This window comes from Alphaproteobacteria bacterium, assembly GCA_040220875.1.
GTDB lineage: Bacteria > Pseudomonadota > Alphaproteobacteria > JAVJVX01 > JAVJVX01 > JAVJVX01.
Window position 1 is genome coordinate 220,750 of the sequence record JAVJVX010000005.1, and the last position, 25,156, is coordinate 245,905.

Genomic DNA, 25,156 nt, shown 5'->3' on the forward strand with positions numbered 1-25,156 from the left:
ATCCGTTCCCACGCCCGAAGACGAAGCGCATGCCCCGCCGCCGGTCGGCCAGCAGCCGCAGATCCGGCTGGCCCAGGCTCATCGCCTGGGGCAGCGGCGGCGCGGCGGCGGCCGCTCTGCTGGTGGGCGGCCCCTGGTATCTCTGGTCATCAGGCTGGATCGGGCATGCGGCGGAACGCGTGGAAACGGCTTTTTTCGAGCAAACCGTGGCCCATGGCTTGTTTGTCCGCGAGGCCCTGGTGCGCGGGCGCGTCGAGACCGACCCGGGCGAGTTGCGCGCCGCGCTCGGTGTCGCCTGGGGCGATCCCATCCTCGCCACCGATCTGGCGGCCGCCAAGGCCCGGCTCGAGGCGCTCGCCTGGGTCGAACGCGCCGCCGTCTCCCGCCGCCTGCCGGGCACGCTGGCCATTCATCTCTTCGAACGCCGGCCCGCCGCCCGCTGGCAGTCAGACGCCCGACTGCACCTGATCGACCGTACCGGCGCCATTCTGGAGCGCGACATAGCGGCCCGGCATGCCGATCTGCCGGTGATCGCGGGCGACGGTGCGCTCGATCTGACCGAGACGCTGCTCCAGGCCATCTGGCGCCACCCCACCCTGGCCCGGCGACTGACCGCGGCCGTACGGATCGCCGGCCGGCGATGGAACCTGCGTTTCGATGACGCGGTGGAAGTCCGCCTGCCGGCGGAGAGTTTTGATGCGGCGCTGACGCGCCTCGCCGAGCTGGAATCGCGCGAAAAAATACTTTCACGCGACATGGCGGCGATCGATCTGCGCTTGCCTGACCGCATCACGGTCAAACCCCGCAACCTGCGTCCGTCCGGCACGCCAGGACCCGACACCCGGCGTGGGGCGTCGGGCCAGGACACGTGAGCGAGAAATGAAACTGCGTAACGATACCATCGCCGCCCTCGACATCGGCACCACCAAGACCTGCTGCCTGGTCGCCCGGACCGGGCCCGACGGCATGCCCCGCGTCCGCGGCATCGGGCACCAGATGTCCAGGGGCCTCAAGGCGGGAGCGATCATCGATATGGACGCGGTGGAGGCCTCCATCCTCCAGGCGGTACACGCGGCCGAACAGATGGCGGGCGAGACGGTCCACTCGGTGCTCGTCAACCTGTCCTGCGGCCGCCCCGGCTCGCGCCGCCTGGATGTCGAAGTCGCACTCAATGGCCACGAGATCGGTGACGCGGATCTTCGCCGCGTATTCGAAGAGGGCCAGATCCATGTGGATCTTGAGGAACGCGAGGTCATCCATTCGATACCGGTTGGGTTCCGCGTCGACGATGCCTCCGGCATTCGCGACCCACGCGGGATGTTTGGTGACAATCTGGGCGTGGAAATGCACGTCATCACGGCCACGAGCGGCCCCGTCCGCAATCTCGTGACCTGTGTCGAGCGCAGCCATCTCGACATCGAGCGTGTCGTGCTCTCGGCCTACGCCTCGGGCCTGGCCTGCCTGGTCGAGGACGAGATGGATCTTGGCGCCACTGTGATCGACATGGGTGGCGGCACCACAAGCCTTGGCGTCTTCGTCAACGGCAAGGTCGTCTATACCGACGTGGTCCCGGTCGGCGGCCACCACGTAACCAGCGATATCGCGCGCGGGCTTTGCACCTCGGTGGCGGATGCGGAGCGCATCAAGACACTCTATGGCAGCACTTCCACCTTGCCTGGCGATGACAAGGCCCGGATCGACGTGCCGCCCGTCGGCGAACCGCAGACGGGTGAGCCGAACTACGTCTCCAAATCTCTGCTGCACCGGATCATCCGACCACGGATCGAGGAAACATTCGAAATGGTGCGCGCCGCGCTCGAAGCGAGCGGCCTCGATCGGCTGGCGGGGCGGCGGGTGATCCTGACCGGTGGCGCCTGCCAGCTACAGGGCGTGCGGGAACTGGCCGCCCTCATTCTCGACAAGCAGGTCCGCATCGGGCGGCCGGCCCGCATTGCCGGGCTCGCTGAATCCATGAGCGGACCCGCCTTTTCAACGGCGGCCGGTCTGCTGCTCTACGCCAACGCGGCGGAAAACGAAGGATTTGGAATGGAACAAGAGAGATCAGGCGACCCCGAGGGGTTTTTGCGCCGCCTGAGTCTCTGGCTGAAGGAGAACTTTTGAGGCGCAAGGGAGCCCGGCGATGGCCATCCGGTCAGCACCGGAACAATCGAACCACTATGGGGAATGGAGATTTGAAATGACCATCAACCTCAGCGTTCCGCAAACCGAAACGGAACTGAAACCTCGTATCACCGTGGTAGGAGTCGGCGGCGCCGGCTGCAACGCGGTCAACAATATGATCAATCTCAACCTGGGGGGGGTCGAGTTCACAGCCATGAACACCGACGCCCAGTCCCTTGCCCAGTCGGGCGCGCCACGCACGTTACAGCTTGGCACGACGATCACCCAGGGCCTCGGCGCCGGCTCGCGCCCCGAAGTCGGCCGAGCTTCCGCCGAAGAAGCGATCGAGGAAATCATGGAGCAGCTGGGCGGAAGCCACATGCTCTTCATCACGGCCGGCATGGGCGGTGGCACCGGCACGGGCGCGGCCCCTGTTATCGCGCGGGCCGCGCGCGACCACGGCCTCCTGACGGTGGGCGTCGTGACCAAGCCGTTCCACTTTGAAGGAACCAACCGGATGCGGCTCGCGGAGGCGGGGATTGAGGAGCTTCAGCAGTTTGTCGATACGCTGATCGTCATTCCCAACCAGAACCTGTTCCGGGTGGCGAACGAGAAGACAACCTTCGCCGATGCGTTCGCGATGGCCGACAACGTCCTTTATTCGGGCGTGCGGGGCATTACCGACCTCATGGTGATGCCCGGCCTGATCAATCTCGACTTCGCGGATATCCGGGCCGTCATGTCCGAAATGGGCAAGGCCATGATGGGCACCGGCGAAGGCGATGGCGATAAACGGGCCACCGATGCGGCCGAAGCGGCCATCTCCAACCCGTTGCTGGACGACGTCTCGATGAAGGGTGCCCGCGGGGTTCTCATCAATATCACCGGCGGCATGGACATGACGCTGTATGAGGTCGATGAAGCCGCCAATCGCATTCGCGAAGAAGTCGATCCGGAAGCAAATATCATCTTCGGCTCCACCTTCGACGAGGCGATGGAAGGCCAGCTTCGGGTTTCGGTCGTCGCGACCGGGATCGACGCCGAGGCGATCGGCGCCCGGCATCCCGAAATCCGGGAGCGGACCGAAGCCCGCGCGCGCCTGGCCCAACCCACGACGAACCACGCGGGCCCGGTCCGGCCGGCGGTGGTTGCCACGACCGCCAGTCCGGCCTTCCGGCCGTCCCCGGTGAGCCCTATGCCAGGCCAGCCCCAGCCCGTGGCCACGGGTGGCGCGGCGACAGCAGTGGCGATGGCCGAGCCCGCGGGCGAAGCCATCCCCGAGCCGGATCCCGAGACGAAGCTCGAGACGAAGCTCGAGACAAGCGCCGAAACCGCCGGCGATACCGTGCCCGAGGCAGCAAGCCTGGCGGACCCCGAGACGCCCGGGGCGATTGCTTCCGACCCGGCCGCCGGCTCACCCGCCGCGACCGTGACGGCCCCTGGCACCCGGGCGGCGGACCAGCCGTTCATCCCGCCCCGCCCGGTCCAGCCCGCCGCATCGCCGGAACAGGCCACGCGGGCGACCGCGGCCCGGCCAGACCCCTTTGCCGAGGCGGCCATGGCCAATGGCGGCCGGCAGCCGGACCGCCCCAGAAGCAACCGGCCGGGACTGTTCGGCTTCATGGGCAGCCGACAGAAGGAGGCCGCCCGCGACGAGGCGCCGGAATCGGCAGAAACTCCGACCGAACAGGCGTCGGCACCGGCGCCCTCCCTGCCGAAGGCGGCGCCGGGCCGCGAGACCCCGGCCCGGTCTGAGGAGGCCTCGGCGCCGGCAAGGCCGCGCGAGGTTCCGCAATCGCGGATGCCGGTCGAGCGGGCGGCCACGGGCGGGGCGGAGTCCGAGGACGACCTCCTCGATATTCCGGCCTTCCTGCGCCGGCAAGCCAATTGAGCGAGGCCTCACGGCGCAGGGCCGGAAGGTGGAATGAACCGGCTGAACCTCCGCGGTTCTGGCGTAACATTCTGTAACAAAAGGTGATTTGAGACAGCAGGGGGAGTTTGGTTAACTCCCCCTGCCCTTTTCGGGACAAAGGGACGGGACGCGCCCAAGGACAGCGCCCCCAGGGGGACCAACCAGAGACCATGCCAAGAGACGGATTTCCTTTCAGCCTGACCGGGGCGGGCAAAGAGCCCGTTCGCCAGCGCACGCTCAAGAACCCGATCAACTGCTCGGGCACGGCGCTGCATGCGGGCACGCATGTCGCGATGACCCTGCATCCGGCGCCGGCAGACACAGGCATCGTGTTTCGCCGGACGGGCCCGGGGGTTGGGCCCGCGGGTGCGGGCGATATTCCCGCACGCTACGATCATGTGGTGGATACGCGGCTGTGCACGGTGATCGGCAACGGACAGGGCGCGAACGTGGCCACGATAGAGCATCTGATGGCGGCGCTGGCAGGCGCGGGCATCGACAATGCGCTGATCGAGATCAATGGCGCCGAGGTTCCGGCCATGGACGGCAGCGCCGCGCCGTTCCTTTTCCTGATCGAATGCGCGGGCGTGGTCGAACAGGAAGCACCACGCCGGGTCCTGCGCGTGCTGAAGCCCGTTTCGGTGAGCGACGGGACCGCAAAGGCCAGCCTGACTCCGGCCGAGCAACCCTCCCTCTCTTTCGAGATCGAGTACGACAATCGCGTGATTGCCCGCCAATCACACACACTGGATTTTTCCGAACCCACCTTCCGCGCGGAGGTCAGCCGTGCACGCACTTACGGCTTCCTCGAGGATGTGACCGCGCTTCAGTCCCAGGGGTTGGCCTTGGGCGGATCCCTGGACAACGCGGTCGTCGTCTCGGGCGAGCGAATCCTCAACGAGAACGGTCTGCGCTACGAAAACGAATTCGTGCGCCACAAGCTGCTGGATGCGATCGGCGACCTCTATCTTGCGGGCGGCCTCGTGCTTGGCCGCTTCGAAGGCTCGTGCGCCGGCCATCGCATCAACAACAAGCTGCTTCGTGCGCTTTTTGCTGACGATGCCGCCTGGGAATGGGCGGACGCGCCCGTCGCACCGATGAGCGGTCCGGTCGGCGAAACAACGACACCCGACGGCCGCCTGCGAGGCACGGAAGAACTCAAACTCGCCGCCGGCTAGGGTCTGCCGCCATAGGGCCGGACACCAGGCGGGCGTCCGCTCTCCTCCATGGCACGGCCGGCAGATCTCCGCCCCGAAAATACCCCCCAGGCGATCGCCGTCGGCACCCTGCCCGCGAAGCCCCCCTGCTTGCGTCTGCGCCGGCCTGCGTTATAAGTGCCTGTCCCCCACCCGGCCGAGCCGTGATAAGATGTCGGCCGACAAACCGGAAAAAAACGCCCGCACCGTCCCATGATGCCAGCTTCGCCTGACCGCCCCGCCGCCAGCCGCCGCCCCCGCCGGGGCCGGCTCGCCCCTGCCGTCCTCGCCCTGGTCCTCGTGCTGGGCGGCTGCGCGAGCGACGGCGGCGAGCCTGAATTCGTCGATCGCGACCCCGGGGCCATCTACAATACCGCCCTCGACGAGTTTTCGGTCGGTAACTACAACCAGGCCGTGGTCGAGTTCAACGAGGTCGAGCGCCAGCATCCCTATTCGCAATGGGCCACGAAATCGAAGCTGATGGCGGCCTACACGCTCTACCTTGAGAACAAGTACCAGTTGGCCATCGACCAACTCGAAGCCTTCATCCAGTTGCATCCGGGCAACGAGGACATTGCCTACGCCTATTACCTGCGCGCGCTCAGTTATTACGAGCAGATCAGTGACGTCGAGCGCGACCAGGGCATGACACAACGCGCGTTCGAGGCGCTCAACGAGGTTGTCCGCCGGTTCCCGGATACCAAATACGGCAAGGACGCCAAGGGAAAGGCTGTCCTGGCGCGCGACCATCTGGCCGGCAAGGAAATCGAGATCGGCCGGTACTACCAGCGCAAGACCGATTACCTCGCGGCCATTAACCGGTTCAAGACCGTGCTGGCCGATTACGACGGGACCTCGCACGTGCCCGAAGCGCTGCACCGGCTGACAGAATGCTACCTCTCCCTCGGCCTGCTTGAGGAGGCCCGGCGCAGTGCCGCCGTCCTCGGCTACAATTTTCCCGACAGCGAGTGGTATCGCGACAGCTACGCGCTCCTGAACGAGGACTATCAGCGCCCACCCACACCGGAAGACCTCGAGCGGCAGAACCAGGACTTTTTCGACCAGACCTGGCAATCGCTGTTTTAGCCGGCCATGCTCCTGACCCTGTCCGTCCGCGATGTAGTGTTGATCCGAAGCCTCGATCTCACGTTCGAATCGGGCCTCGGCGTGCTGACGGGCGAAACCGGCGCCGGCAAGTCCATCCTGCTGGATTCGCTCGGGCTGGCGCTGGGCCAACGGGCGGAGGCCGGCCTGTTGCGCACGGGGGCCGATCAGGCGGTCATCAGCGCCAGTTTTGACATCCCGGCCGATCACGCGGCCCATCGCCTGCTCGCCGAAAAGGGGCTCGCCAGCGACGGCGAACTGATCCTTCGCCGTGTCCTCACCCGCGACGGGCGGAGCCGCGCCTTCGTCAATGATCAGCCGGTCAGTGTCGGCCTGCTCAAGGAAATCGGCGATACGCTGGTCGAAGTCCAGGCCCAGTTCGCGGAGCGCGGCCTGCTCGACCCGGCGACCCATCGCGCCGCGCTGGACACCCATGCGGGGCTCGAAGCGGCCGGGCGGGCGGTGCGCGACGCGTTCCGGCGCTGGCGCCAGGCCGCGCTCCGGCGCGAGGAGAGCGAGGCTGAGCTGGAAAAAGCCCGGACGGAAGAGGAGTTTCTTCGTGCCGAGCTGGCCCAGCTCGAGAAACTGGCGCCGCGCCCCGGGGAAGACAGGGAACTGGCGGCCGAGCGAGCGCTATTGCAGAACCGCGAGCAGCTGGCCGATACGCTGGAGCGGGGCCGCGGATTGCTGGGTGCGGATGACGGTATCCTCGATCGCCTGAAGATCGCCGGCGCCCTCCTCGAAAAGGCCACGCCCAAGGCGGGCGGGCGGCTCGACGAGGCGCTCGCCGCCGTCGAGCGCGCGACGCTGGAGGCAGAGGAGGCGCTTTCGCAGATGGACCATGTCGGCGCGGATTTCGAGGCGCCCGCGCGTGATCTCGAGGAGATCGAGGAGCGCCTCTTCGCCCTCAAGGATCAGGCCCGGCGTCATAAAGTGGCCGCCGACGAACTGCCGGACGTCCTGGCGCGCCTGCGCGAGAGTCTCGAGATGCTCGAGGACAGCGACGCCAATATCGCTGCCCTCAGGGAAGCCGAAGCGGCAGGGCGCGCCGATTTCCTGACCGAGGCGGAGGAACTTCGCGCCCGGCGCAACAAGAGCGCCCGGTCGCTCGAACGCCGTGTGGTCGCTGAACTGGCGGACCTCAAGCTTGAGAAAGCCCGGTTCCGGGTGCGGTTCGATGCGCTCGAGGAAACGGCCTGGAGCGAGCATGGGATCGACCGCATCCGGTTCGAGATCGCCACCAACCCGGACACACCCTTCGGCGACCTCGCGAGGATCGCGTCGGGCGGCGAACTGTCGCGCATCATGCTCGCCCTCAAGGTAGTGCTCGCCGGCGCCGGGTCGGCCCCGACACTCGTTTTCGACGAAGTGGATAGCGGCGTCGGCGGGGCCACGGCCGCCGCCGTCGGCAGCCGGCTTGCCAGACTGGCCGAGACCCTGCAGGTCCTTGTCATCACCCATTCCCCTCAGGTGGCTGCCCAGGGTCACTACCATGGCCGCGTCAGCAAGGGCGAGGACGGGGACGGAAGCCTGACGACGGTGGAAACCCTGTCGCTGGCTCAGCGGCGCGAGGAAATCGCGCGCATGATTTCGGGGGCGAATATCACGGATGCAGCGCGCCAGGCGGCGGATCAGCTTCTCCAGCCGCATGACCGGCCGGCTGTTTCCTGACGCCATGGCAGCGCGGCAAAAAGATGCGCCCCTGGCCGAAAAACCGGCCGACACGCTCTCCAAGACGGAGGCCAGCGAAGAACTCGCGCGCCTCGCCCGGGAGATCGCAGCCCATGACGAGGCCTATTATCAGTCCGATGCGCCGGTCATTTCGGATGCGGCCTATGATGCGCTTCGCCAGCGCAATGCCGCGATCGAGGAGCGCTTCCCCGAGCTCCGTCGCGAGGACAGTCCCAGTCTGCGCGTCGGCGCACCGCCCGCGAAGGGGTTTGAAAAGGTCCGTCACGCGCGCCCCATGCTGTCGCTCGACAACGCCTTCGACGAGGAGGACGTGACCCGGTTTGTCGATCGGGTGAAACGCTATCTCAAGCTTGGCGACGAGACCCCCGCTTTCGTGGCCGAGCCCAAAATCGACGGGCTGTCGGTGGCGCTACGTTACGAGAAGGGCCATTTCACCCTCGGCGCGACACGAGGCGACGGGACCGAGGGCGAGAACATCACCCGGAACCTGGCGACGGTGAAGGATATACCCGGCCGGCTGACGGGTGGAGCGGTGCCGCCCGTTGTCGAGGTGCGGGGCGAGGTGTTTATGGCCAAGGATGATTTCGCCCGCCTGAACGAGTCCCGCCGCCAGAACGACGAGCCACCTTTCGCCAACCCGCGCAACGCGGCCGCCGGGTCGGTGCGCCAGCTTGACCCGGCGGTCACGACCCGCCGCCCGTTGCAGTTTTTCGCCTATGCCTGGGGCGAAATCAGCGCCGATTTGCCGGCGACCTACTGGGATTTCCTCGGCCAGCTCAAGGGTTGGGGCTTCCCGGTGAACCCGCTGGCCGAGCATTGCCGGGACGTAGGCGCGATGCTCGACGTCTATGCGCGAATTGCCGCCCGGCGTGGGGAACTCAATTACGATATCGACGGGGTCGTCTACAAGGTGGATCGGCTGGATTATCAGGACCGGTTGGGCATGGTCAGCCGCGCGCCACGTTGGGCGATCGCGCACAAGTTTCCAGCAGAACAGGCGGAAACAAGGATCCGGGAAATCACCATTCAGGTCGGGCGCACGGGGGCGCTCACGCCGGTGGCGCAGCTCGAACCCGTGACCGTGGGCGGCGTGGTTGTCTCCCGTGCAACGCTGCACAACGAGGACGAGATTGCCCGCAAGGATATTCGCGAGGGTGATTATGTCGTGATCCAGCGCGCGGGAGATGTGATCCCCCAGGTCGTGCGCGTCATCGTGGAAAAACGGCCCAAGGGGCTCAAGCCCTATGTTTTTCCCGATACCTGCCCGGCCTGTCAGAGCCAGGCCATACGCGAGCCGGGCGAGGCCGTGCGCCGGTGCACGGGCGGGCTCGTCTGCCCGGCCCAGCTGGTGGAGCGGCTGCGCCATTTCGTGTCACGCGACGCGTTCGATATCGAGGGGCTCGGCGCCAGACATGTCGAGGCGTTCACGGCCGAAGGGCTGCTGAAATCGCCCGTGGATATCTTCCATTTGCGCGATCATGCGGATGAGCTGAGGTCGCGGGAAGGGTGGGGCGAGAAATCGGTCGAGAACCTCCTCGCCGCTATCGAGGATCGGCGCACCATTCCTTTCGAGCGCCTCATTTACGCCCTCGGCATCCGGCAGGTCGGTCAGGCGACGGCCAGGCTGCTGGCCCGTCATTACCATGACATCCCGACCTGGCGCCGCGCCATGGCCGCAGCCCAGGATCACGAGTCGGACGCGTATGCCGAACTGACCAATATCTACGGCATCGGTGAGGACATGGCGGAGGATATACTTGGATTCTTCGCCGAGGCCCACAACCGTGACATTCTCGACCGGCTGGAAGAAGAACTTACGATCGAGGCCGCGGAAGGCCCGGCGATGGACACCCCCGTCTCGGGTAAAACCATCGTTTTTACCGGCGCGCTCGATACCATGGGGCGAAGCGAGGCCAAGGCGCGGGCCGAGGCGCTGGGGGCACGGGTCTCGAACTCGGTATCCAAAAAAACCGATTACGTGGTCGTTGGCGCCGATGCGGGCTCGAAAGAGCGCAAGGCGCGCGAACTTGGCGTCACAATCCTGAATGAAGAGGAGTGGCGGCGCCTCGCGGGCGAGGCCTAGGCCTGGTCCGGCGGCGCGTCGAGGGGGGCCGTCGCGCCGGCCAGCCAATCGCGCGTCGCCCTGTCGGCGATGAGGGGGGCCAGCGTCTCCCGCACCCGCGCGTGATACGCGTCCATCCAGTCGATCTCTTCCCCGGTCATCTGCGACGGCTCGATCAGGCGCCGGTCGATCGGCGCCAGGGTGAGGGTTTCAAATCCCAGCAGCTCGCGCGCCCCCTCCCCGGCAGCCTCGAGCGGCGTCACGACCACAAGATTCTCGATCCGGATTCCGTAGCTGCCTTCCTTGTAATAGCCCGGCTCGTTGGACACGATCATCCCGGCCTCGAGCGCGATCGCATTGGGCATCTTGGAGATGCGTTGCGGTCCTTCGTGCACGCCGAGATAGCTCCCGACACCGTGACCGGTGCCGTGGTCGTAATCGAGACCCGCCTGCCAGAGATACTGCCGCGCCAGCACATCCAGATGGGAACCGGTCGTGCCCTTGGGAAAGCGCGCCCGCGCGAGCGCGATATGGCCCTTCAGCACGCGGGTGAAACGGTCGCGCATCTCGGCGCTGGGTGTCCCGATGGCAACGGTCCGCGTCACATCGGTGGTGCCGTCGGGATACTGCGCCCCCGAATCGACGAGAAAAAGCGAATCGCGATCGAGCACGCGGTCCGTTTCCGGCGTCGCGCGATAATGCACGACCGCGCCATGGGGTCCGGCGCCCGAGATGGTCTCGAAACTGAGATCGCGAATCAGCCCGTCCTCGCGCCGGAAAGCTTCCAGCCTGCCGGCCGCTTCCAGTTCCGTAACCGTCTCCGGCGCCGCCAGATCGAGCCAGGCGAGAAACCGCGTCAGCGCCATTCCGTCGCGGATATGGGCCTGACGAGTCCCGGCGACCTCGGTCGGGTTCTTGCAGGCTTTGGGCAACTGGCAGGGATCATCGCCCTTGCTGATTTCCGCCCCCGCCGCCTCCAGCCGGCGAAAGACCCAGACCGCCGCGCTCGCCGGATCGATGCGCACGCGCCGGCCGGACAGATTGTCGAGGGCCGGACCGAAAGCGTCCGGCGGATTGAGCCGCACGTCGGGATCAAGGCTTTGCCGGGCGCGATAGGTGACCTTGCGCGGGTCCATGAACAGCTCGGCGCCGCCATCGTCACGCAGCACCGCGAAACTCAGCGCCAGCGGTGAATGGGGCACGTCCTGGCCGCGGAGATTGAACAGCCAGGCGATGGAATCGGGCTGGGTCAACACCGCCGCCGCTTCGCCCCGTGCGCTCAACTGACGGGCGATCAGGGCGCGCTTGTCAGCCGAGCTTTGCCCGGCATAGGCAAGGTCATGGGGCACGACGGGGCCCAGCGGGGCTGGCGGACGATCAGACCAAACCTGATCCACCGGATTGCGCTCCACCGGAACGAGGGAAGCGCCCTTGTCGAGTGCCACGCGTTCCATCCGGTCGATCTGACGCGGCGTATGAAGCCAGGGGTCGAATCCGAGGCGAATATCGCGAGCGAGATTTTCCGCGAGCCAGGCCTCGACCGGCTGGTCGGCCAGATGGACCGGCACGATCAGGTTCGTATCCACCTGCTGCCGGGCCTGCAGCGTGTAACGGCCATCGACGAACAGCGCCGCCCGGTCAGCGAGGATGACCGCCAGCCCGGCCGAGCCGGTGAAGCCGGTCAGCCAGGCAAGCCGTTCGGACTGCCGGGCCACGAACTCGCCCTGATGAGCATCCGCGCGCGGCACCATCATCCCGTCGAGCCCGTCCGCCTTGAGCACCGCGCGCAGCGCCGCAAGCCGCCCTGCGGGCGCGGGCGGTATCTCCAGGCGGGCCGGGTTTCTGGTCCGGCGATACCCGAGAAGGGCCTCGCGAAGCGCCCTGGGCGGCGTCTCGACCACAAGATTCACCCAGGACTCGCTATCGAATCCGTCGGCCGCGGCATCGATCCCGTCGATCAGCGCGTCAAGCTCCTCCTGACTGAGATCGACCCCCGCCCGGTGCATCAGGTGTTCCAGCTCTGTCTGACCCCGGATCTCTGTCACGCGACCAATCCCTGTTCCGACGAAAGCCCGGGCGTGCCCGAGCCCGATCAAGCTAAGGAGAGCCGGATGAGGTTACAAGGCCCGCCATGATCCTTTGGCCCCGCCCCCCGAAAGCGGGATCAGCGGCCGGGCCTTTCCAGGCGGAGGGCGCTCCAGCCGTCACGCCGGATGCGGGCGCTTTCGTCCAGCCCGGCCTGGCGATAGGCGGCCGCCACGTCGTCGGCCTGCGGGTTGAGAATGCCCGACAGCACGATGCGCCCGCCGGGCGAGAGAGCGGCCGCGGCCGGACCGGACAGGCGTTTCAGCGGGGTGGCGAGAATGTTGGCGAGGATCAGATCGAACGGCCCTGCCTGGGCGATCCCGTCGAACCCGTCCGCCACGAGAACCTCGATTTGCGCGCCAACCCCGTTTTGCCGGGCGTTTTCCATGGTCACCCGTACCGCCTCGGGATCGATATCGATGGCCAGCACCCGCGCCGCCGGCCAGAGCCGGGCAGCGGCGATGGCGAGAATACCGGAACCGCAGCCGAGATCCAGAATCCGTGGCGCTGCCGGCAGCGCCGCCGCCAGGTCGTCGAGGGCGAGAAGACAGGAGCGGGTCGTGGGGTGCTCGCCGGAGCCGAAGGCCGTCGCCGCGTCGAGACAAAGGCCGATCCGACCCGCCGGGACGGGGGTCTCGTCGAATGAGGCACGAATGAAGAACTGCCCGACGGGCTGCGCCGGAAACGCGCGGCGCGTCACCGCGAGCCAGTCCTCGGGCTCGACGATTGTGACTTCCGCCGGCGCCAGGGCGACATCCAGGGCGAGGGTGAGTGCTGAAAGATCGGCCACGAGACGTGCCCGATCCGGGGGGCTTGCGAAATACCCCTCGATGCGCCACGCCCCATCGGCGCCGGTTTCGAAGGCCGAGATGGCCGCGCCGCCATCCCCATCGAGCCTCTCCAGGATCTCGGTGACGCCGACCGCCGCCACCTCGGGGCAGGTCACGCCCACCCGCCAGGTCCGGTGCGCCGCCGTCCCCGCTTCAGGCGGGTTCCACAAAGCTGCCCATCACTTTCTTGATGCCCGCTTTCTCGAAATCGATTTCGAGCTTGTCGCCATCGGCCGAACGCACCCGGCCATAGCCGAATTTCTGGTGAAATACTGTCTGGCCGACACCGATGCCGCGTTCGTCGCCCACGAACGCTTTCTGCCGGGCGTCGTCCCGCGCGGCCCGGCGTGCGCGGGCAAGCTGGCCGGGCGACTGGCTTGCGCCGAGATGGGCATGATAACGTCCCGGCCCCGACGCGGGCGCATAATCGAAGCCGTCCGTATCCTCCGCCAGCGCGCCAACGGGTGATGCCGGCCCACCGTAGAGGCCCTGATCGCTCAGGAAGCGGACATGCTCGCCCGGCAGCTCGTCGATGAAGCGCGACGGCAGGCTTGATTGCCACTGGTCATAGATCCGGCGATTCGCGGCGAAGGAAATCGCTGCCTGTTTGCGCGCGCGGGTGAGGCCGACATAAGCAAGCCGGCGCTCTTCCTCCAGCGCCGCCACGCCGCCCTCGTCCAGCGCGCGCTGATGAGGGAAAAGTCCCTCCTCCCAGCCGGGCAGAAAGACAGTATCGAACTCGAGCCCCTTGGCGGCGTGCAGCGTCATCACATTGACCATGTCGCCGGCCTGGTTCTCGCTGTTCTCCATCACGAGGCTGACATGCTCCAGGAAGGCCGGCAGCGTCTCGAATTCCTCGAGCGCATGGATGAGTTCCTTGAGGTTTTCCAGTCGGCCCGGCGCCTGGGGCGATTTGTCCCGAGCCCACATATCGGTATAGCCCGATTCATCGAGAATGATCTCCGCCAGTTCGGCATGGAGCAAACTGGGCAACTGGGCCCGCCAGCGCGAGAGGGAGTCAAGGAAGCGGGCGACCGCGGTCCGCGATCTGGGCTTCAACTCGTCGGTTTCCAGAAGCCGGCCGGCCGCCATGGAAAACGAGATGTTCTCCGCCCGCGCCAGGCGGTGGACCGTCTGCACAGTCGCATCCCCGATCCCGCGCTTGGGCAGGTTGATGATCCTCTCATAGGCGAGATCGTCGTCCGGGCTTATGACCGCGCGGAAATAGGCGATGGCATCACGGATTTCCTGGCGCTCGTAAAAGCGCAGACCGCCAACCACCCGGTAGGGCAGGCCGATGGTGATGAACCTTTCCTCGAACTCGCGGGTCTGGAACCCGGCGCGCACCAGGATCGCCATATCGTTGAGCGCATGCCCCGCCGTCCGGAGACTCTCGATCTCATCCGAGATGACGCGCGCCTCCTCCTCGCCATCCCAGACACCCTTGACGACGACAGGGTCGCCCTCCTTGCGTTCGGTCCAGAGAGTTTTGCCGAGCCGGCCGTCATTTTGCGCGATGAGACCCGAGGCGGCGCCCAGAATATGGGGGGTGGAGCGGTAATTCTGTTCGAGCCGCACGACGCGCGCGCCGGGAAAATCGTCCTCGAAGCGAAGGATGTTGCCGACTTCGGCGCCACGCCACCGGTAGATGGACTGGTCGTCATCCCCCACGCAGCAGATGTTCTGATGGGATCTGGCCAGAAGCCGAAGCCAGAGGTACTGGGCCACGTTGGTGTCCTGGTATTCGTCCACGAGAATGTAGCGGAACAGCTTCTGGTAGCGCTCCAGAATGTCACCGTGTTCGGTGAAAAGGGTGAGACAGTGCAACAGCAGATCGCCGAAATCGACGGCATTGAGCGTTTTCAGGCGGTCCTGGTACTGGCGGTACAGCTCGAGGGAGCGGCCCATCGCGAAATCGCCCAGATCGGCCGGCGACACCCGGTCTGGCGTGAGGCCCTTGTCCTTCCAGCGCTCGATGATGGCGCGGAGCCCCCGGGCCGGCCAGCGCTTCTCGTCAATATCGGCCGCCTGAATCAGTTGTTTCAGAAGACGCGTCTGATCGTCCGGATCAAGAATCGTGAAGTTGGATTTGAGTCCCACCGCCTCGGCATGGCGTCGCAGAATCCGGACGCACAGGGCGTGGAAGGTGCCAAGCCACAGATTGTCCGCCGGACATCCGATCAGCTTCTCGACCCGCGCCTTCATCTCGCGCGCCGCCTTGTTGGTGAAGGTCACGGCCAGCACCTGATGGGGCGCGGCGCGCCCGCTGCGGAGAATGTGGGCGAGTCGGGTCGTGAGGACGCGGGTCTTGCCGGTCCCGGCCCCGGCCAGGACCAGAACGGGACCATCCATCGCCGAAACCGCCTCGCGCTGGGGCCGGTTGAGGTCGGCCAGATACGAGGCTTCGGACCCTTCTTGCGCGGGCGCGCCGGCGGCCCCCGTCCCGAAGAGGGAGGGCGGGTTGGATGAAGAGGAGTTGGACATGAGCCCACAGTATATCGATGGCCGGACGAATGGGAGCCCCCATATGCGGTGGCGCTCGCTGGCCCGGATCGGCCGCCACGGGGCCAAAAGCAACAGCGGACTGCCGCGCCCTCAGGCTTCGCCCCGCTCCTCCGCCCGGACCTCGAGCAGGGCCCGGTTATGGCGCCGGACGACGTCGAGCTCGCGGATGATCCCGAGGAAGCGCATGTTTTCACGGCTCTCCACGACCGGAACGAGGCCCTCCTCGCCCGATTGAAATAGCTCCATCGCATCCTTGAGCGTCTCGCCGGGCACCAGCACAGTCGGGTGCCGGCGGGCGATATCCCTGGCCTTGCCGCCATCTTCGGACGATTCGCCCGCCACATCTTCTTCAAGGTCGTGGATCTGTTCGCGCCCTATCGTTCCGGTGAGGAGGCCATCGCGATCGACGACGAGCAACTGTCCGTAGCGACTGGCCTTGAGCGCCGTCTCCATCTCCTTCAGGCCGGCTTCCGACCCCACCCGATCGGCCACGGTCACAATCAGATCGGCCACTTTCACGCCGCGAAGCTTCTCGCTTTCCCGCCCGTCGCGGGGATCGATGCCGCGTTCTTTCATCTGGCAGAAGAAGAACGACCCCCCCAGCAACCGGTCATTCACGAACACGCTCACCACGACCGCCACCATGACGGCGAGCGTGAGCGAGTAATCGCCCGTCAGTTCGAACATGATGAGAATGGTTGAAATCGGCGCTCCCATCACGGCGGCGGCAACCGCGCCCATGCCGACGAGAGCGTAGAGCCCGTGGGTTGTCCCCAGGCCGGGCAGGACCGCCTGACTCACCAGCCCGAAGGCACCGCCCAGCATCGCGCCCAGGAAAAGCGAGGGACTGAAAACCCCGCCGGCAAAGCCGAAACCGAGTGTCAGGCCGGTTGCGACAATCTTGGCAACAAGCAGGGCCAGCAGCAGGCCGAGTGTGAAGGATTCCTGCAGGGCGAGGTCCGTCGCCTCGTACCCGACGCCCATGATCTGGGGCAACCAGATGGCGATCAGCCCGACGCCAAGTCCGCCCAGCGCCGGGCGCGCCCAGACCGGCAGCGGCGTCTTCTCGGACAGGTCGCGGGCGAAAAAGATCGCGCGTGCGAGCGCGACTGAAACCAGGCCGGCCGCCAGGCCGAGCCCCATGAACAGGGCGAAATTCCAGAGCGAGCCGATCGCATAGCTCGGAATAACGAAGGCGGGAAAATCCCCATATTGCAGGCGGGCCACGATCGTGGCGCTGACGGCCGCAAGCACGACGGGGCCGAAGGCGCTCATGGCGTAACGGCCGACCACGACTTCCAGCGCGAACAGAATGCCGGCGATCGGGGCGTTGAAGGAGGCTGCGACGGCAGCCGCGACGCCGCTGGCCAGGAGTGTCAGGGTCATCCGCCGATTGAGGCCAAGCCGCGCGCCGAGCCAGCCGCCGAGATGAGCGCCGAGATGAATGGCCGGCCCTTCCCGCCCGGCCGAGGCGCCGGCCCCCAGCGTCACGGCGCTGGTCAGCGCGCCCGCGAGCCCGGTGCGCAGCGAACCCTTGGCGCCCTGGACGGCCGCCAGTTCGATCACATCGGCAATGCCCTGCGGGCGGCCATCGGGCAGAAGCCAGCGGATCAGAAGCCCGACGACGAGACCGCCCAGCACAGGCGCCAGGGCGAGGTGCCACCAGGCGAGCGAGGCTGCCGCCGAATGGAAGCGCTCGCTGGATATGCCGAAAAACCCTGTCTGTACCAGGAGGATCGTCTCGCGAAAGCCGATGACCACCAGGGTCACCAGCACGCCGGCCGCCACGGCGAGAAGCCAGAAAACGACCTGGTTCTGCCTGAGGCCGAGAGCCAGTTGGCGGGCGAAACGCTCGAGAGGGGGCGTGGAAGGCTTGGCCATCGGTTCGGGCCCCGGCAGCGGGAAGGACAGGAAGCTCCCTGTTACCGAACCCCACTTGGGACGAAAGAACAAGCCCCGGTTGGGGCACCGGCCGGGTTCTCGCTAACTCGCGATGCGATGATCGGCGTCCGTGGCCTCGACCGAGGATTCCTTGACGACCTTGTTGCGCCCCGAATTCTTGGCCTGGTAAAGCGCCCGATCGGCCCGTCCGAGGAACCCCTCGATGGTGTCCTTGAGCCGATACTGGGCGACACCGACGGACATGGTGATCCGGGCCAGTTCCTCGCCCGTGCTTTTGCGCATGATTTTTTTGGAACACAGCGTCTTGCGCAGCGATTCGGCGACACGTGCCGCGTCACCGAGCCGCGTGCGAGGCAGGATGACAGCGAATTCTTCACCGCCGTAACGCGCCGCCTTGTCCTGGCCCTTGAGGGATTGGTGCAGAATGTGACCGACCAGCTTGAGAACCTGGTCACCCATCGCATGACCGAAGGTGTCGTTGAACCGTTTGAAGTGATCGATGTCGACCATAAGCAGGCTGAGCGGCGCACCCTCTTCTTCGGCCGCGCGCGTCGCCTGACGCAGATTGGCGTCAAACGCCTTGCGATTGGCGACGCCGGTCAGCCCGTCCAGCAGGGCTTCCTCGCGTGCCTCCTCCAGATTTTCCTTGAGATGCAGGACCTCCGTGGAAGCATTCTGCAGCTTGCCCGAAAGCTCTTCGTTACGCTCGCGCAGCGTTGCAGTCTCGCGCGACAGGTTCTCCACCACGTTTCTGACCGCCTCGAGGGTGAGATCACCGGCAAGGGATTCCTCGGATGATTTCAGCGTCTGGCTGAAGGATCGCGCGTCGCCGGCAGCACTGCGCAAAAGCTCCATGACGTGAGCAATCGAATCGTCCACCCTATCGGCCGCATCGACGACGGAGTCGCTGAGCGGCTCGCTATCGAGATGACGCTCATACAGGGCCAGGTGGTCTTCCGCCGAGATCGGGCGCTTGCTGTTGACCAGGGCAATCATATCCTGGACCAGCGCCGCCGGCTCGCCGAGCTTGTACTGAAACCAGACAGCATAGTTTACCGGCGTCGGCGCAATCGACAGCGCTTCCATCTCGCTGAGGGCCGCACCGGCGGCCTTCGCGGCCTCGCCAGGTTGTATGTTGTTCGAAATCGCGATGCGCATGACTGCGTCTGCCCGTTCTACCCGCCATCAGCTCCTTATCGGCCAGATAGCCTCCCACCGCCGGTCAGCTTGGGCCCGAACCCGTTAACAATCCGCTAACCAACGGATTCGCCTAATTTTTTAGGAGATTGCGCCGGACCGGGCGCCGGCGGGACCGGGGCAGGCCGGTCAGCCGCACTGGCCGCGAGAGCCCTCGGCGCAGATCCGCTGGCCGTCGATCCATGTCGCCCCGGCCAGGTAAGCGCCCAGCAGATCGGCGTTGCGGATGTTGGCGCCGGTCAGGTCGGCTCCGCGCAGATCGGCATCGAACAGCCGTGCGCGCCGAAGCCGCGCGCCGCGAAAGGAGGCCCCCCTGAGATCAGCCTTGGTGAAATCGGCCTCGTCCAGCCGGGCGCCGTCGAAAACGGCGTTTTCGAGTTTCGCAGATATGAATTTGACCCGGAAGGCGTTCGCGCCCGAGAAATCGGCCTCCGACAAATCGGCGCGCGAGAAGGTCGCATCACGCAGATTGGCGTTGCTGAGTGTCGCGCCGCGGAGATCATTGCCATCGAAATAGCAGCGTTCCCAATCGACGCCCGCGGCGGGCGCGTCGAGACATTCGGCATGGGCGGTGATTGCGGGAAGGGTCATCACCAGGGCCAGCAGGAGGGCCCAGTATCTCGTGCCAGAGGCTTTCATGCGTCCCAAGATAGGCTGAGCCGGGCGGCAAAACAATGGCACCGCTCAGGGGCACCGCTCAGGGGCACCGCTCAGGCGGCGTCCTGGCGGTCCGGGTCGTAGCCCAGGACCGGACCCAGCCAGCGCTCCACCGTCTTGATGTCCATGCCCTTGCGCCGGGCGTAATCGGCAACCTGGTCGCGCTCGACCCGACCGACGCCGAAATACCGCGCCTCAGGATGGGCGAAATAAAGGCCGCTCACGGCTGCCGTCGGCAGCATGGCGTAGCTTTCCGTCAACCGAATGCCGGTGCGTTCCGTCGCCTCGAGGAGGCGGAACAGGGTGTCCTTTTCCGTATGGTCGGGACAGGCCGGGTAGCCGGGAGCCGGGCGGATACCGCGATACGCCTCGCGAATGAGCGCCGCGTTATCCAAATCCTCGTCCGGCGCGTAGCCCCAGAATTCCTTGCGCACACGCTCATGCAGCCGTTCGGCAAAGGCCTCCGCCAGCCGATCGGCCAGGGCCTTGGCCAGGATCGCGTTATAATCGTCCTGCGATTTCTCGTACCCGGCCACCACCTCATCGAGGCCAAGTCCCGTCGTCACCGCGAACCCGCCGATATAGTCGGCCAGCCGCGTCTCGACGGGCGCGATGTAGTCGGCCAGGCACGGGTTGCTGCGACCGTCCTCCTTCGCGATCTGCTGGCGCAGGCAGTGAAGGGTGGCAAGCACGGTCTCCCGCGTCTCATCACTATAGAGCGCGATATCGTCACCCACCCCGTTCGCTGGCCAGAAGCCGATGACGCCGCTGGCGCGAAGCCATTTCTCGTCGACGATCCGGTGCAGCATCTTTTCCGCATCGTTGAAAAGGCCGCGCGCCACTTCACCGACCACCGGGTCATCGAGAATCTTGGGGTAGGCGCCCGCCAGTTCCCAGGTCCGGAAAAACGGCGTCCAGTCGATACGCTCGACAAGCTCGCCGAGCGGATAATCGGCGAAATCGGTGAGGCCCGAGACGTTCGGTTTCGGCGGGGCGTAATCTGACCAATCGATCGCGACCCTGGCCCGGCGCGCCTCCTCGAGCGGGAGCGTCCGCGCTGTCTTCGACTTTTCTCGTTCGGTGCGCACTGCGGCGTACTCGGCCCCGATCTTTCGGGCAAAGGCGTCGGCGCCATCGCCCTCCTTGCTGAGCAGACTGGCGCAGACACCGACCGCGCGAGACGCATCCAGCACGTGGACGACGGGCCGGTCGTATTTAAGATCGATCTTCACCGCCGTATGCACGCGCGACGTGGTGGCCCCGCCGATCAGGAGCGGCTGGTCGAATCCCTCACGCTGCAATTCGGCCGCCACGTGCACCATCTCATCCAGCGACGGCGTTATGAGGCCCGAAAGCCCGATCAGATCGACCTTTTCCTTCCGGGCTGCCTCGAGAATTTTCTCGGCCGGCACCATGACGCCCAGATCGATCACCTCATAGCTGTTGCACTGGAGGACCACGCCCACGATGTTCTTCCCGATGTCGTGCACGTCGCCCTTGACCGTGGCCAGCAATATCCGGCCGTTCGTGCTGGTATCGCCACTGGCCGCCTTCTCGGCTTCGAGATAGGGGATGAGGTGGCCGACGGCCTGCTTCATCACCCGGGCGGATTTCACCACCTGGGGCAGGAACATCTTGCCGGCGCCGAACAGGTCGCCCACGACATTCATCCCGTCCATGAGGGGGCCCTCGATCACCTCGATAGGCCGGCCGTATTTCTGCCGCGCCTCCTCTGTGTCCTCGATAATGAAATCGGTGATGCCCTTGACCAACGCGTGACGGAGCCGCTCGGTGACATCCGATTGGCGCCACGAAAGATCGGCGGCGGATCTCTCCGACCCCTTACCGCGGAAACTCTCGGCCGTCTCCAGTAACCGCTCGGTCGCATCCTCACGCCGGTTGAGCAGCACATCCTCGACCCGCTCCAGAAGGTCTTCTGGAATGTCCTCATAGACCGCGAGCTGGCCGGCATTGACGATCCCCATATCCATGCCGCTCCGGATGGCATGGTAGAGGAAGGCCGAATGCATGGCCTCGCGCACCCGGTCATTGCCCCGGAACGAAAAGGAGATGTTGGACACGCCGCCAGATACGTGAGCGTGCGGCAGTTCGGCCCGGATGCGTCGGCACGCCTCGATGAATTCGACGGCATAGTTGTTGTGGGCCTCGATACCGGTTGCGACCGCGAAAATATTGGGGTCGAAGATGATGTCCTCGGGCGGGAAACCGACCTTTTCCGTCAGCAGTCGGTAGGCGCGGGCGCAGATCTCGAACTTCCGGTCTGCGGTGTCTGCCTGTCCCTTCTCGTCGAAGGCCATGACCACCGCCGCCGCACCGTAGCGCCGGACCAGCCTCGCCTGGTCGACGAAGCTTTCCTCGCCCTCCTTGAGGCTGATCGAATTGACGATGCCCTTGCCCTGGACGCATTTCAGCCCCGCCTCGATGACCGACCATTTGGAGGAATCGATCATGATGGGAATGCGGCTGATTTCAGGCTCACCCGCGATCAGGTTGAGAAATTTCGTCATCGCCGCCTCGGAATCGAGAAGGCCTTCATCCATGTTGACGTCCAGAATCTGGGCGCCGTTCTCTACCTGGCTCTTGGCGACGGAAAGGGCCGAATCGTAATCGTCCTCCTGGATCAGCTTGCGAAAGCGCGCCGATCCCGTAACGTTTGTGCGCTCGCCTATGGTGACGAAACGCGCTTGCGCGGATGCCTGGTTCATCGCCTCGCTCATGCTGGCACCTCCACCGGCTCGAGCCCGGAAAGCCGCAGTGCCACCGGCAGGTCCGGGACGGCGCGAGGTGCCTGCCCTTCGACCGCCGCTGCGATGGCGCGAATGTGGGCGGGTGTGGTGCCGCAGCACCCACCCAGAATATTGACCAGGCCCGATTTCGCCCAATCCGCAAGAAAAGCCGCGGTCTCGTCGGGGCTCTCGTCGTATTCGCCCATTTCGTTGGGCAGGCCGGCATTGGGATAGGCATGCACATAGGTATCGGCGACGCGGGCGAGGGTCACAATATGAGGACGCAATTGCTCGGCACCGAAGGAGCAGTTGAGCCCGATTGACATCGGCCGCGCGTGGCGCACCGAGTACCAGAATGCATCCACCGTCTGGCCGGTCAGTGTGCGCCCGGACATGTCGGTGACGGTGCCGGAGACCATCACTGGCAGACGAACCCCATCAGCCTCGAAAACCTCGTCGATGGCGAAAATTGCAGCCTTGCAGTTGAGCGTGTCGAAAACCGTCTCGATCAGCAGGATATCGACACCGCCCTCGATCAGCCCGCGGACAGCTTCGCCATAAGCCTGGCGCAATTCGTCGAAACTAATATTACGTTTGCCGGGATCGTTCACGTCAGGCGAGATCGAGGCTGTTCGGTTGGTGGGCCCGAGGGCCCCGGCGACGAAACGCGGGCGATCCGGTGTCCTGGCGGTCATGGCATCGGCCGCCTGCCGCGCCAGGCGCGCGCCTTCGCGGTTGAGCTCGACCGCAAGCTCGGACATGCCGTAATCGGCCTGTGAAATCCGGTTGGCGTTGAAGGTGTTGGTTTCGATGATGTCGGCGCCCGCCTCGAGGAAGGCCTCGTGGATCCCAAGGATAACCTCGGGCCCGGTCAGATTCAGAAGATCATTGTTCCCCTGAAGGGGCTGGCCCCAATCGGCGAACCGCGCACCCCGGAATTCCACCTCCGACAGGCCGTGGCTCTGAATCATCGTTCCCATCGCGCCATCGAGCACGAGAATACGCTGCTTCAGCGCCGCTGCGAGAACCTGCAATCTTTCTTCACGCCCGGGGTGGCTGGTGTCGTTCACGCTTGGCTTCCTTCCTGAATTGACTTCGGAGCGGGCGCCAGGGCGCGAAGGCCCAGGGCGTGACAGATGGCGACTGTCAACTCCGCGCGGTTGAGGGTGTAGAAATGGAATTCGTTTACGCCTTCCGCCTGGAGTTTCTGGCAAAGCTCTATGGCGGTGCGGGCGGCAATCAACTGGCGTGTCTCAGGGTCGTCATCCAGCCCGTCGAAACGGCGCACCAGCGATCGGGGGATGGTCGCCCCGCACATATCGGCAAATTTCCGCACCTGTTCGAAATTGGTCACAGGCAGAACTCCGGGCACCAGCGGCACATCGATGCCGTGGCGCCGGGCCCGGTCGCGAAAGCGCAGGAAACAATCCGGCTCAAAGAAAAACTGCGTGATCGCGCGCTTTGCGCCCGCATCCAGCTTGCGCTTGAGATTGTCGAGGTCCGCCGCCGCGCTTGGCGCCTCGGGATGGGTTTCAGGATAGGCGGCCACGCTGATTTCAAAATCGGCGACCTCGCGCAGTCCCCGGACCAGATCGACCGCATAGGCATATCCGCCGGGGTGGGGGATATAGCGGGCCGCGTCCGGCGGCGGGTCTCCGCGCAGCGCCACGATATGGCGCACGCCACTCTCCCAATAGGCGCGCGCGACTTCATCCACCTCGGCACGGGTGGCGCCGACGCAAGTCAGATGCGCCGCCGGGGTCAGCCGGGTGTCGCGAAGGATGCGTGTCACGGTCGCATGCGTGCGCTCGCGCGTGCTGCCGCCCGCGCCATAGGTGACGGAAACGAAGCGTGGCGAGAGGGGCGCCAGCTGTTCAATGGCACGCCAGAGCGCCTCTTCCATCTTCACCGTCTTTGGCGGGAAGAATTCAAATGACACGTCCGGGGCGCTCATGCGCGACTGCCCTCGAAATCGGCCGTCGCCGGCGTCTTTGAGGCCATCGGCAGCCGCCGGTCCGGCCGCGCCGCGCCGAGGATGGTGACCGTCAGCGGGTCGCCCGCGAGATGGTGGAAACGGAGCGCTTTGAGACCCGCGGCGGTGCACCATTGCGCCAGTTCCCGGTCACTGAAGCCGAGTCGCCTGTGGGCGTGGTCCTGGCGCAGATATTCCAGCGTATGGGGGGCAAAATCGACCACTACCAGGCGACCGCCAGGGCGCAGGACACGGGCCGCCTCCGCGATCACCTCGCCCGGTGCATCGGCAAAATGCAGAACCTGATGGATGGTCAGGAGGTCGAAGCTGTCGGCCGGCCAGGGCAGATGGTACATATCGCCATAGCGCACATGGCAATTGACCAGCCCGGCCCGCTCCACATTCGTCCGCGCGATGGAAAGCATGTCACGCGACAGGTCTATCCCGTTGGCGCGATCGACATGCTGCGACAGCAATTCCAGAAACCGTCCCGTGCCCGTCCCGATATCGAGATATTCCTCGATCCCATCCGGTGGCATTTCATCCCTGATGATGGCGATTACCGCATTTTCGACCTGTGCCTCATCGACATGGAGGGAGCGGATTTCGTCCCAGCGCGCGGCGTTGGCCGAGAAATAATCGGCCGCCCGCGCCGCCCGGCTTCGCTTGACCGATTCGAGGCGCTGCTGATCCAGGGCCAGAACCGGCTCGCGCGCCGACAGATCGACCAGAAGCGCGCGCAGCGTCGCGCCCAGCGGGTGCTGGTCGGCGAGACGGAAGAAGACCCAGTTGCCCTCCGGCAGACGTTCGAGAAGCCCGCTCTCGGCCAGTACCTTGAGATGGCGGGACACGCGCGGCTGGCTCTGGCCGAGTATCGTCACCAGTTCCGTCACCGACAATTCAGCCCGGGCGCAAAGCGCGAGCACCCGCAGCCGCGTTGATTCGGCCGCCGCCCGCAGCCCGGCCAGCAGTTCTTCCATCGTTAGAGGAAATCCGTCGTGTTCGGCGGCCATGGGCCCTTGATCCCCTGATTCGATCACCGCGCCCTCTACGCGATTTAAGGAGATAAACATATCCTTATATCGTTAACAAACACTTTTTGAGGCGATTATCCCCTCCGGATGATTATCCCCTTCGGGTGCGAGGGGGCATGTTGCCGGGGCCTGACGGCCCT

The 25,156-nt window shown here is 65.7% G+C and carries 15 protein-coding genes and 1 pseudogene; 7 read left to right on the top strand and 9 right to left on the bottom strand.

Annotated elements, in window-relative coordinates:
• Positions 1-29 precede the first annotated feature (29 nt).
• The 7 genes from RLQ26_03335 (at position 30) to ligA (ending at position 10,108) form a co-directional block, all read left to right on the top strand.
• A complete protein-coding gene (locus tag RLQ26_03335) occupies positions 30-872 on the top strand; it encodes a cell division protein FtsQ/DivIB (protein MEQ9087754.1) in 843 nt (280 codons plus the stop codon).
• A 7-nt stretch (positions 873-879) separates the two neighbouring features.
• Complete coding sequence (ftsA, locus tag RLQ26_03340) at positions 880-2,121, top strand: cell division protein FtsA (protein MEQ9087755.1); 1,242 nt, start codon at positions 880-882, stop codon at positions 2,119-2,121.
• A 76-nt stretch (positions 2,122-2,197) separates the two neighbouring features.
• Entirely contained in the window at positions 2,198-4,012 is a 1,815-nt protein-coding gene (ftsZ, locus tag RLQ26_03345; GenBank protein MEQ9087756.1) for a cell division protein FtsZ, read from the top strand.
• 191 nt (positions 4,013-4,203) lie between these two features.
• Complete coding sequence (gene lpxC / locus RLQ26_03350) at positions 4,204-5,211, top strand: UDP-3-O-acyl-N-acetylglucosamine deacetylase (protein MEQ9087757.1); 1,008 nt, start codon at positions 4,204-4,206, stop codon at positions 5,209-5,211.
• 231 nt (positions 5,212-5,442) lie between these two features.
• Positions 5,443-6,315: an outer membrane protein assembly factor BamD gene (locus RLQ26_03355; protein ID MEQ9087758.1), complete on the top strand. Its 873-nt coding sequence runs from the start codon at positions 5,443-5,445 to the stop codon at positions 6,313-6,315.
• Between the two features lie 36 nt (positions 6,316-6,351).
• Positions 6,352-8,004, top strand: coding sequence for a DNA repair protein RecN (gene recN / locus RLQ26_03360; protein MEQ9087759.1), 1,653 nt, complete (start codon positions 6,352-6,354; stop codon positions 8,002-8,004).
• 4 nt (positions 8,005-8,008) lie between these two features.
• The gene (ligA, locus tag RLQ26_03365) at positions 8,009-10,108 is read left to right on the top strand and encodes an NAD-dependent DNA ligase LigA (GenBank protein ID MEQ9087760.1); all 2,100 of its coding nucleotides are present in this window, start codon (positions 8,009-8,011) and stop codon (positions 10,106-10,108) included.
• Here ligA and RLQ26_03370 read toward each other — a convergent pair.
• The 9 genes and pseudogenes from RLQ26_03370 to RLQ26_03410 form a co-directional block, all read right to left on the bottom strand.
• On the bottom strand, positions 10,105-12,132 hold the full coding sequence (locus RLQ26_03370; GenBank protein ID MEQ9087761.1) for an aminopeptidase P family protein: 2,028 nt from the start codon (positions 12,130-12,132) through the stop codon (positions 10,105-10,107). The two genes, ligA and RLQ26_03370, sit on opposite strands and share 4 nt — an antisense overlap.
• Before the next feature lie 119 nt (positions 12,133-12,251).
• Complete coding sequence (locus tag RLQ26_03375; protein MEQ9087762.1) at positions 12,252-13,172, bottom strand: 50S ribosomal protein L11 methyltransferase; 921 nt, start codon at positions 13,170-13,172, stop codon at positions 12,252-12,254.
• On the bottom strand, positions 13,156-15,486 hold the full coding sequence (locus RLQ26_03380; GenBank protein ID MEQ9087763.1) for a UvrD-helicase domain-containing protein: 2,331 nt from the start codon (positions 15,484-15,486) through the stop codon (positions 13,156-13,158). Before RLQ26_03380 ends, RLQ26_03375 begins: the two co-directional genes overlap by 17 nt.
• Positions 15,487-15,597: 111 nt before the next feature.
• Positions 15,598-17,388: a chloride channel protein gene (locus RLQ26_03385; protein ID MEQ9087764.1), complete on the bottom strand. Its 1,791-nt coding sequence runs from the start codon at positions 17,386-17,388 to the stop codon at positions 15,598-15,600.
• Positions 17,389-17,490: 102 nt separating this feature from the next.
• A complete protein-coding gene (locus RLQ26_03390; GenBank protein ID MEQ9087765.1) occupies positions 17,491-18,567 on the bottom strand; it encodes a diguanylate cyclase in 1,077 nt (358 codons plus the stop codon).
• Positions 18,568-18,735: 168 nt separating this feature from the next.
• On the bottom strand, positions 18,736-19,245 hold the full coding sequence (locus RLQ26_03395; protein ID MEQ9087766.1) for a pentapeptide repeat-containing protein: 510 nt from the start codon (positions 19,243-19,245) through the stop codon (positions 18,736-18,738).
• A gap of 71 nt (positions 19,246-19,316) precedes the next feature.
• Positions 19,317-23,080: pseudogene (gene metH / locus RLQ26_03400) on the bottom strand (methionine synthase).
• Entirely contained in the window at positions 23,077-23,964 is an 888-nt protein-coding gene (gene metF, locus RLQ26_03405; protein MEQ9087767.1) for a methylenetetrahydrofolate reductase, read from the bottom strand. The pseudogene metH and the gene metF overlap by 4 nt, the downstream one beginning before the upstream one ends.
• Positions 23,961-24,995: a metalloregulator ArsR/SmtB family transcription factor gene (locus RLQ26_03410; GenBank protein ID MEQ9087768.1), complete on the bottom strand. Its 1,035-nt coding sequence runs from the start codon at positions 24,993-24,995 to the stop codon at positions 23,961-23,963. The genes metF and RLQ26_03410 overlap by 4 nt, the downstream gene beginning before the upstream one ends.
• Positions 24,996-25,156 lie beyond the last annotated feature (161 nt).

Excerpts from the sequence above, each read along its gene's own strand:
- RLQ26_03390 (MEQ9087765.1), bottom strand. The coding sequence starts at position 18,567 with ATGCGCATCGCGATTTCGAACAACATACAACCTGGCGAGGCCGCGAAG.
- metF (MEQ9087767.1), bottom strand. The coding sequence starts at position 23,964 with ATGAGCGCCCCGGACGTGTCATTTGAATTCTTCCCGCCAAAGACGGTG.
- RLQ26_03385 (MEQ9087764.1), bottom strand. The coding sequence starts at position 17,388 with ATGGCCAAGCCTTCCACGCCCCCTCTCGAGCGTTTCGCCCGCCAACTG.
- RLQ26_03335 (MEQ9087754.1), top strand. The coding sequence starts at position 30 with ATGCCCCGCCGCCGGTCGGCCAGCAGCCGCAGATCCGGCTGGCCCAGG.
- ftsA (MEQ9087755.1), top strand. The coding sequence starts at position 880 with ATGAAACTGCGTAACGATACCATCGCCGCCCTCGACATCGGCACCACC.
- ligA (MEQ9087760.1), top strand. The coding sequence starts at position 8,009 with ATGGCAGCGCGGCAAAAAGATGCGCCCCTGGCCGAAAAACCGGCCGAC.
- RLQ26_03410 (MEQ9087768.1), bottom strand. The coding sequence starts at position 24,995 with ATGGCCGCCGAACACGACGGATTTCCTCTAACGATGGAAGAACTGCTG.
- lpxC (MEQ9087757.1), top strand. The coding sequence starts at position 4,204 with ATGCCAAGAGACGGATTTCCTTTCAGCCTGACCGGGGCGGGCAAAGAG.
- RLQ26_03395 (MEQ9087766.1), bottom strand. The coding sequence starts at position 19,245 with ATGAAAGCCTCTGGCACGAGATACTGGGCCCTCCTGCTGGCCCTGGTG.
- RLQ26_03355 (MEQ9087758.1), top strand. The coding sequence starts at position 5,443 with ATGATGCCAGCTTCGCCTGACCGCCCCGCCGCCAGCCGCCGCCCCCGC.
- RLQ26_03380 (MEQ9087763.1), bottom strand. The coding sequence starts at position 15,486 with ATGTCCAACTCCTCTTCATCCAACCCGCCCTCCCTCTTCGGGACGGGG.
- ftsZ (MEQ9087756.1), top strand. The coding sequence starts at position 2,198 with ATGACCATCAACCTCAGCGTTCCGCAAACCGAAACGGAACTGAAACCT.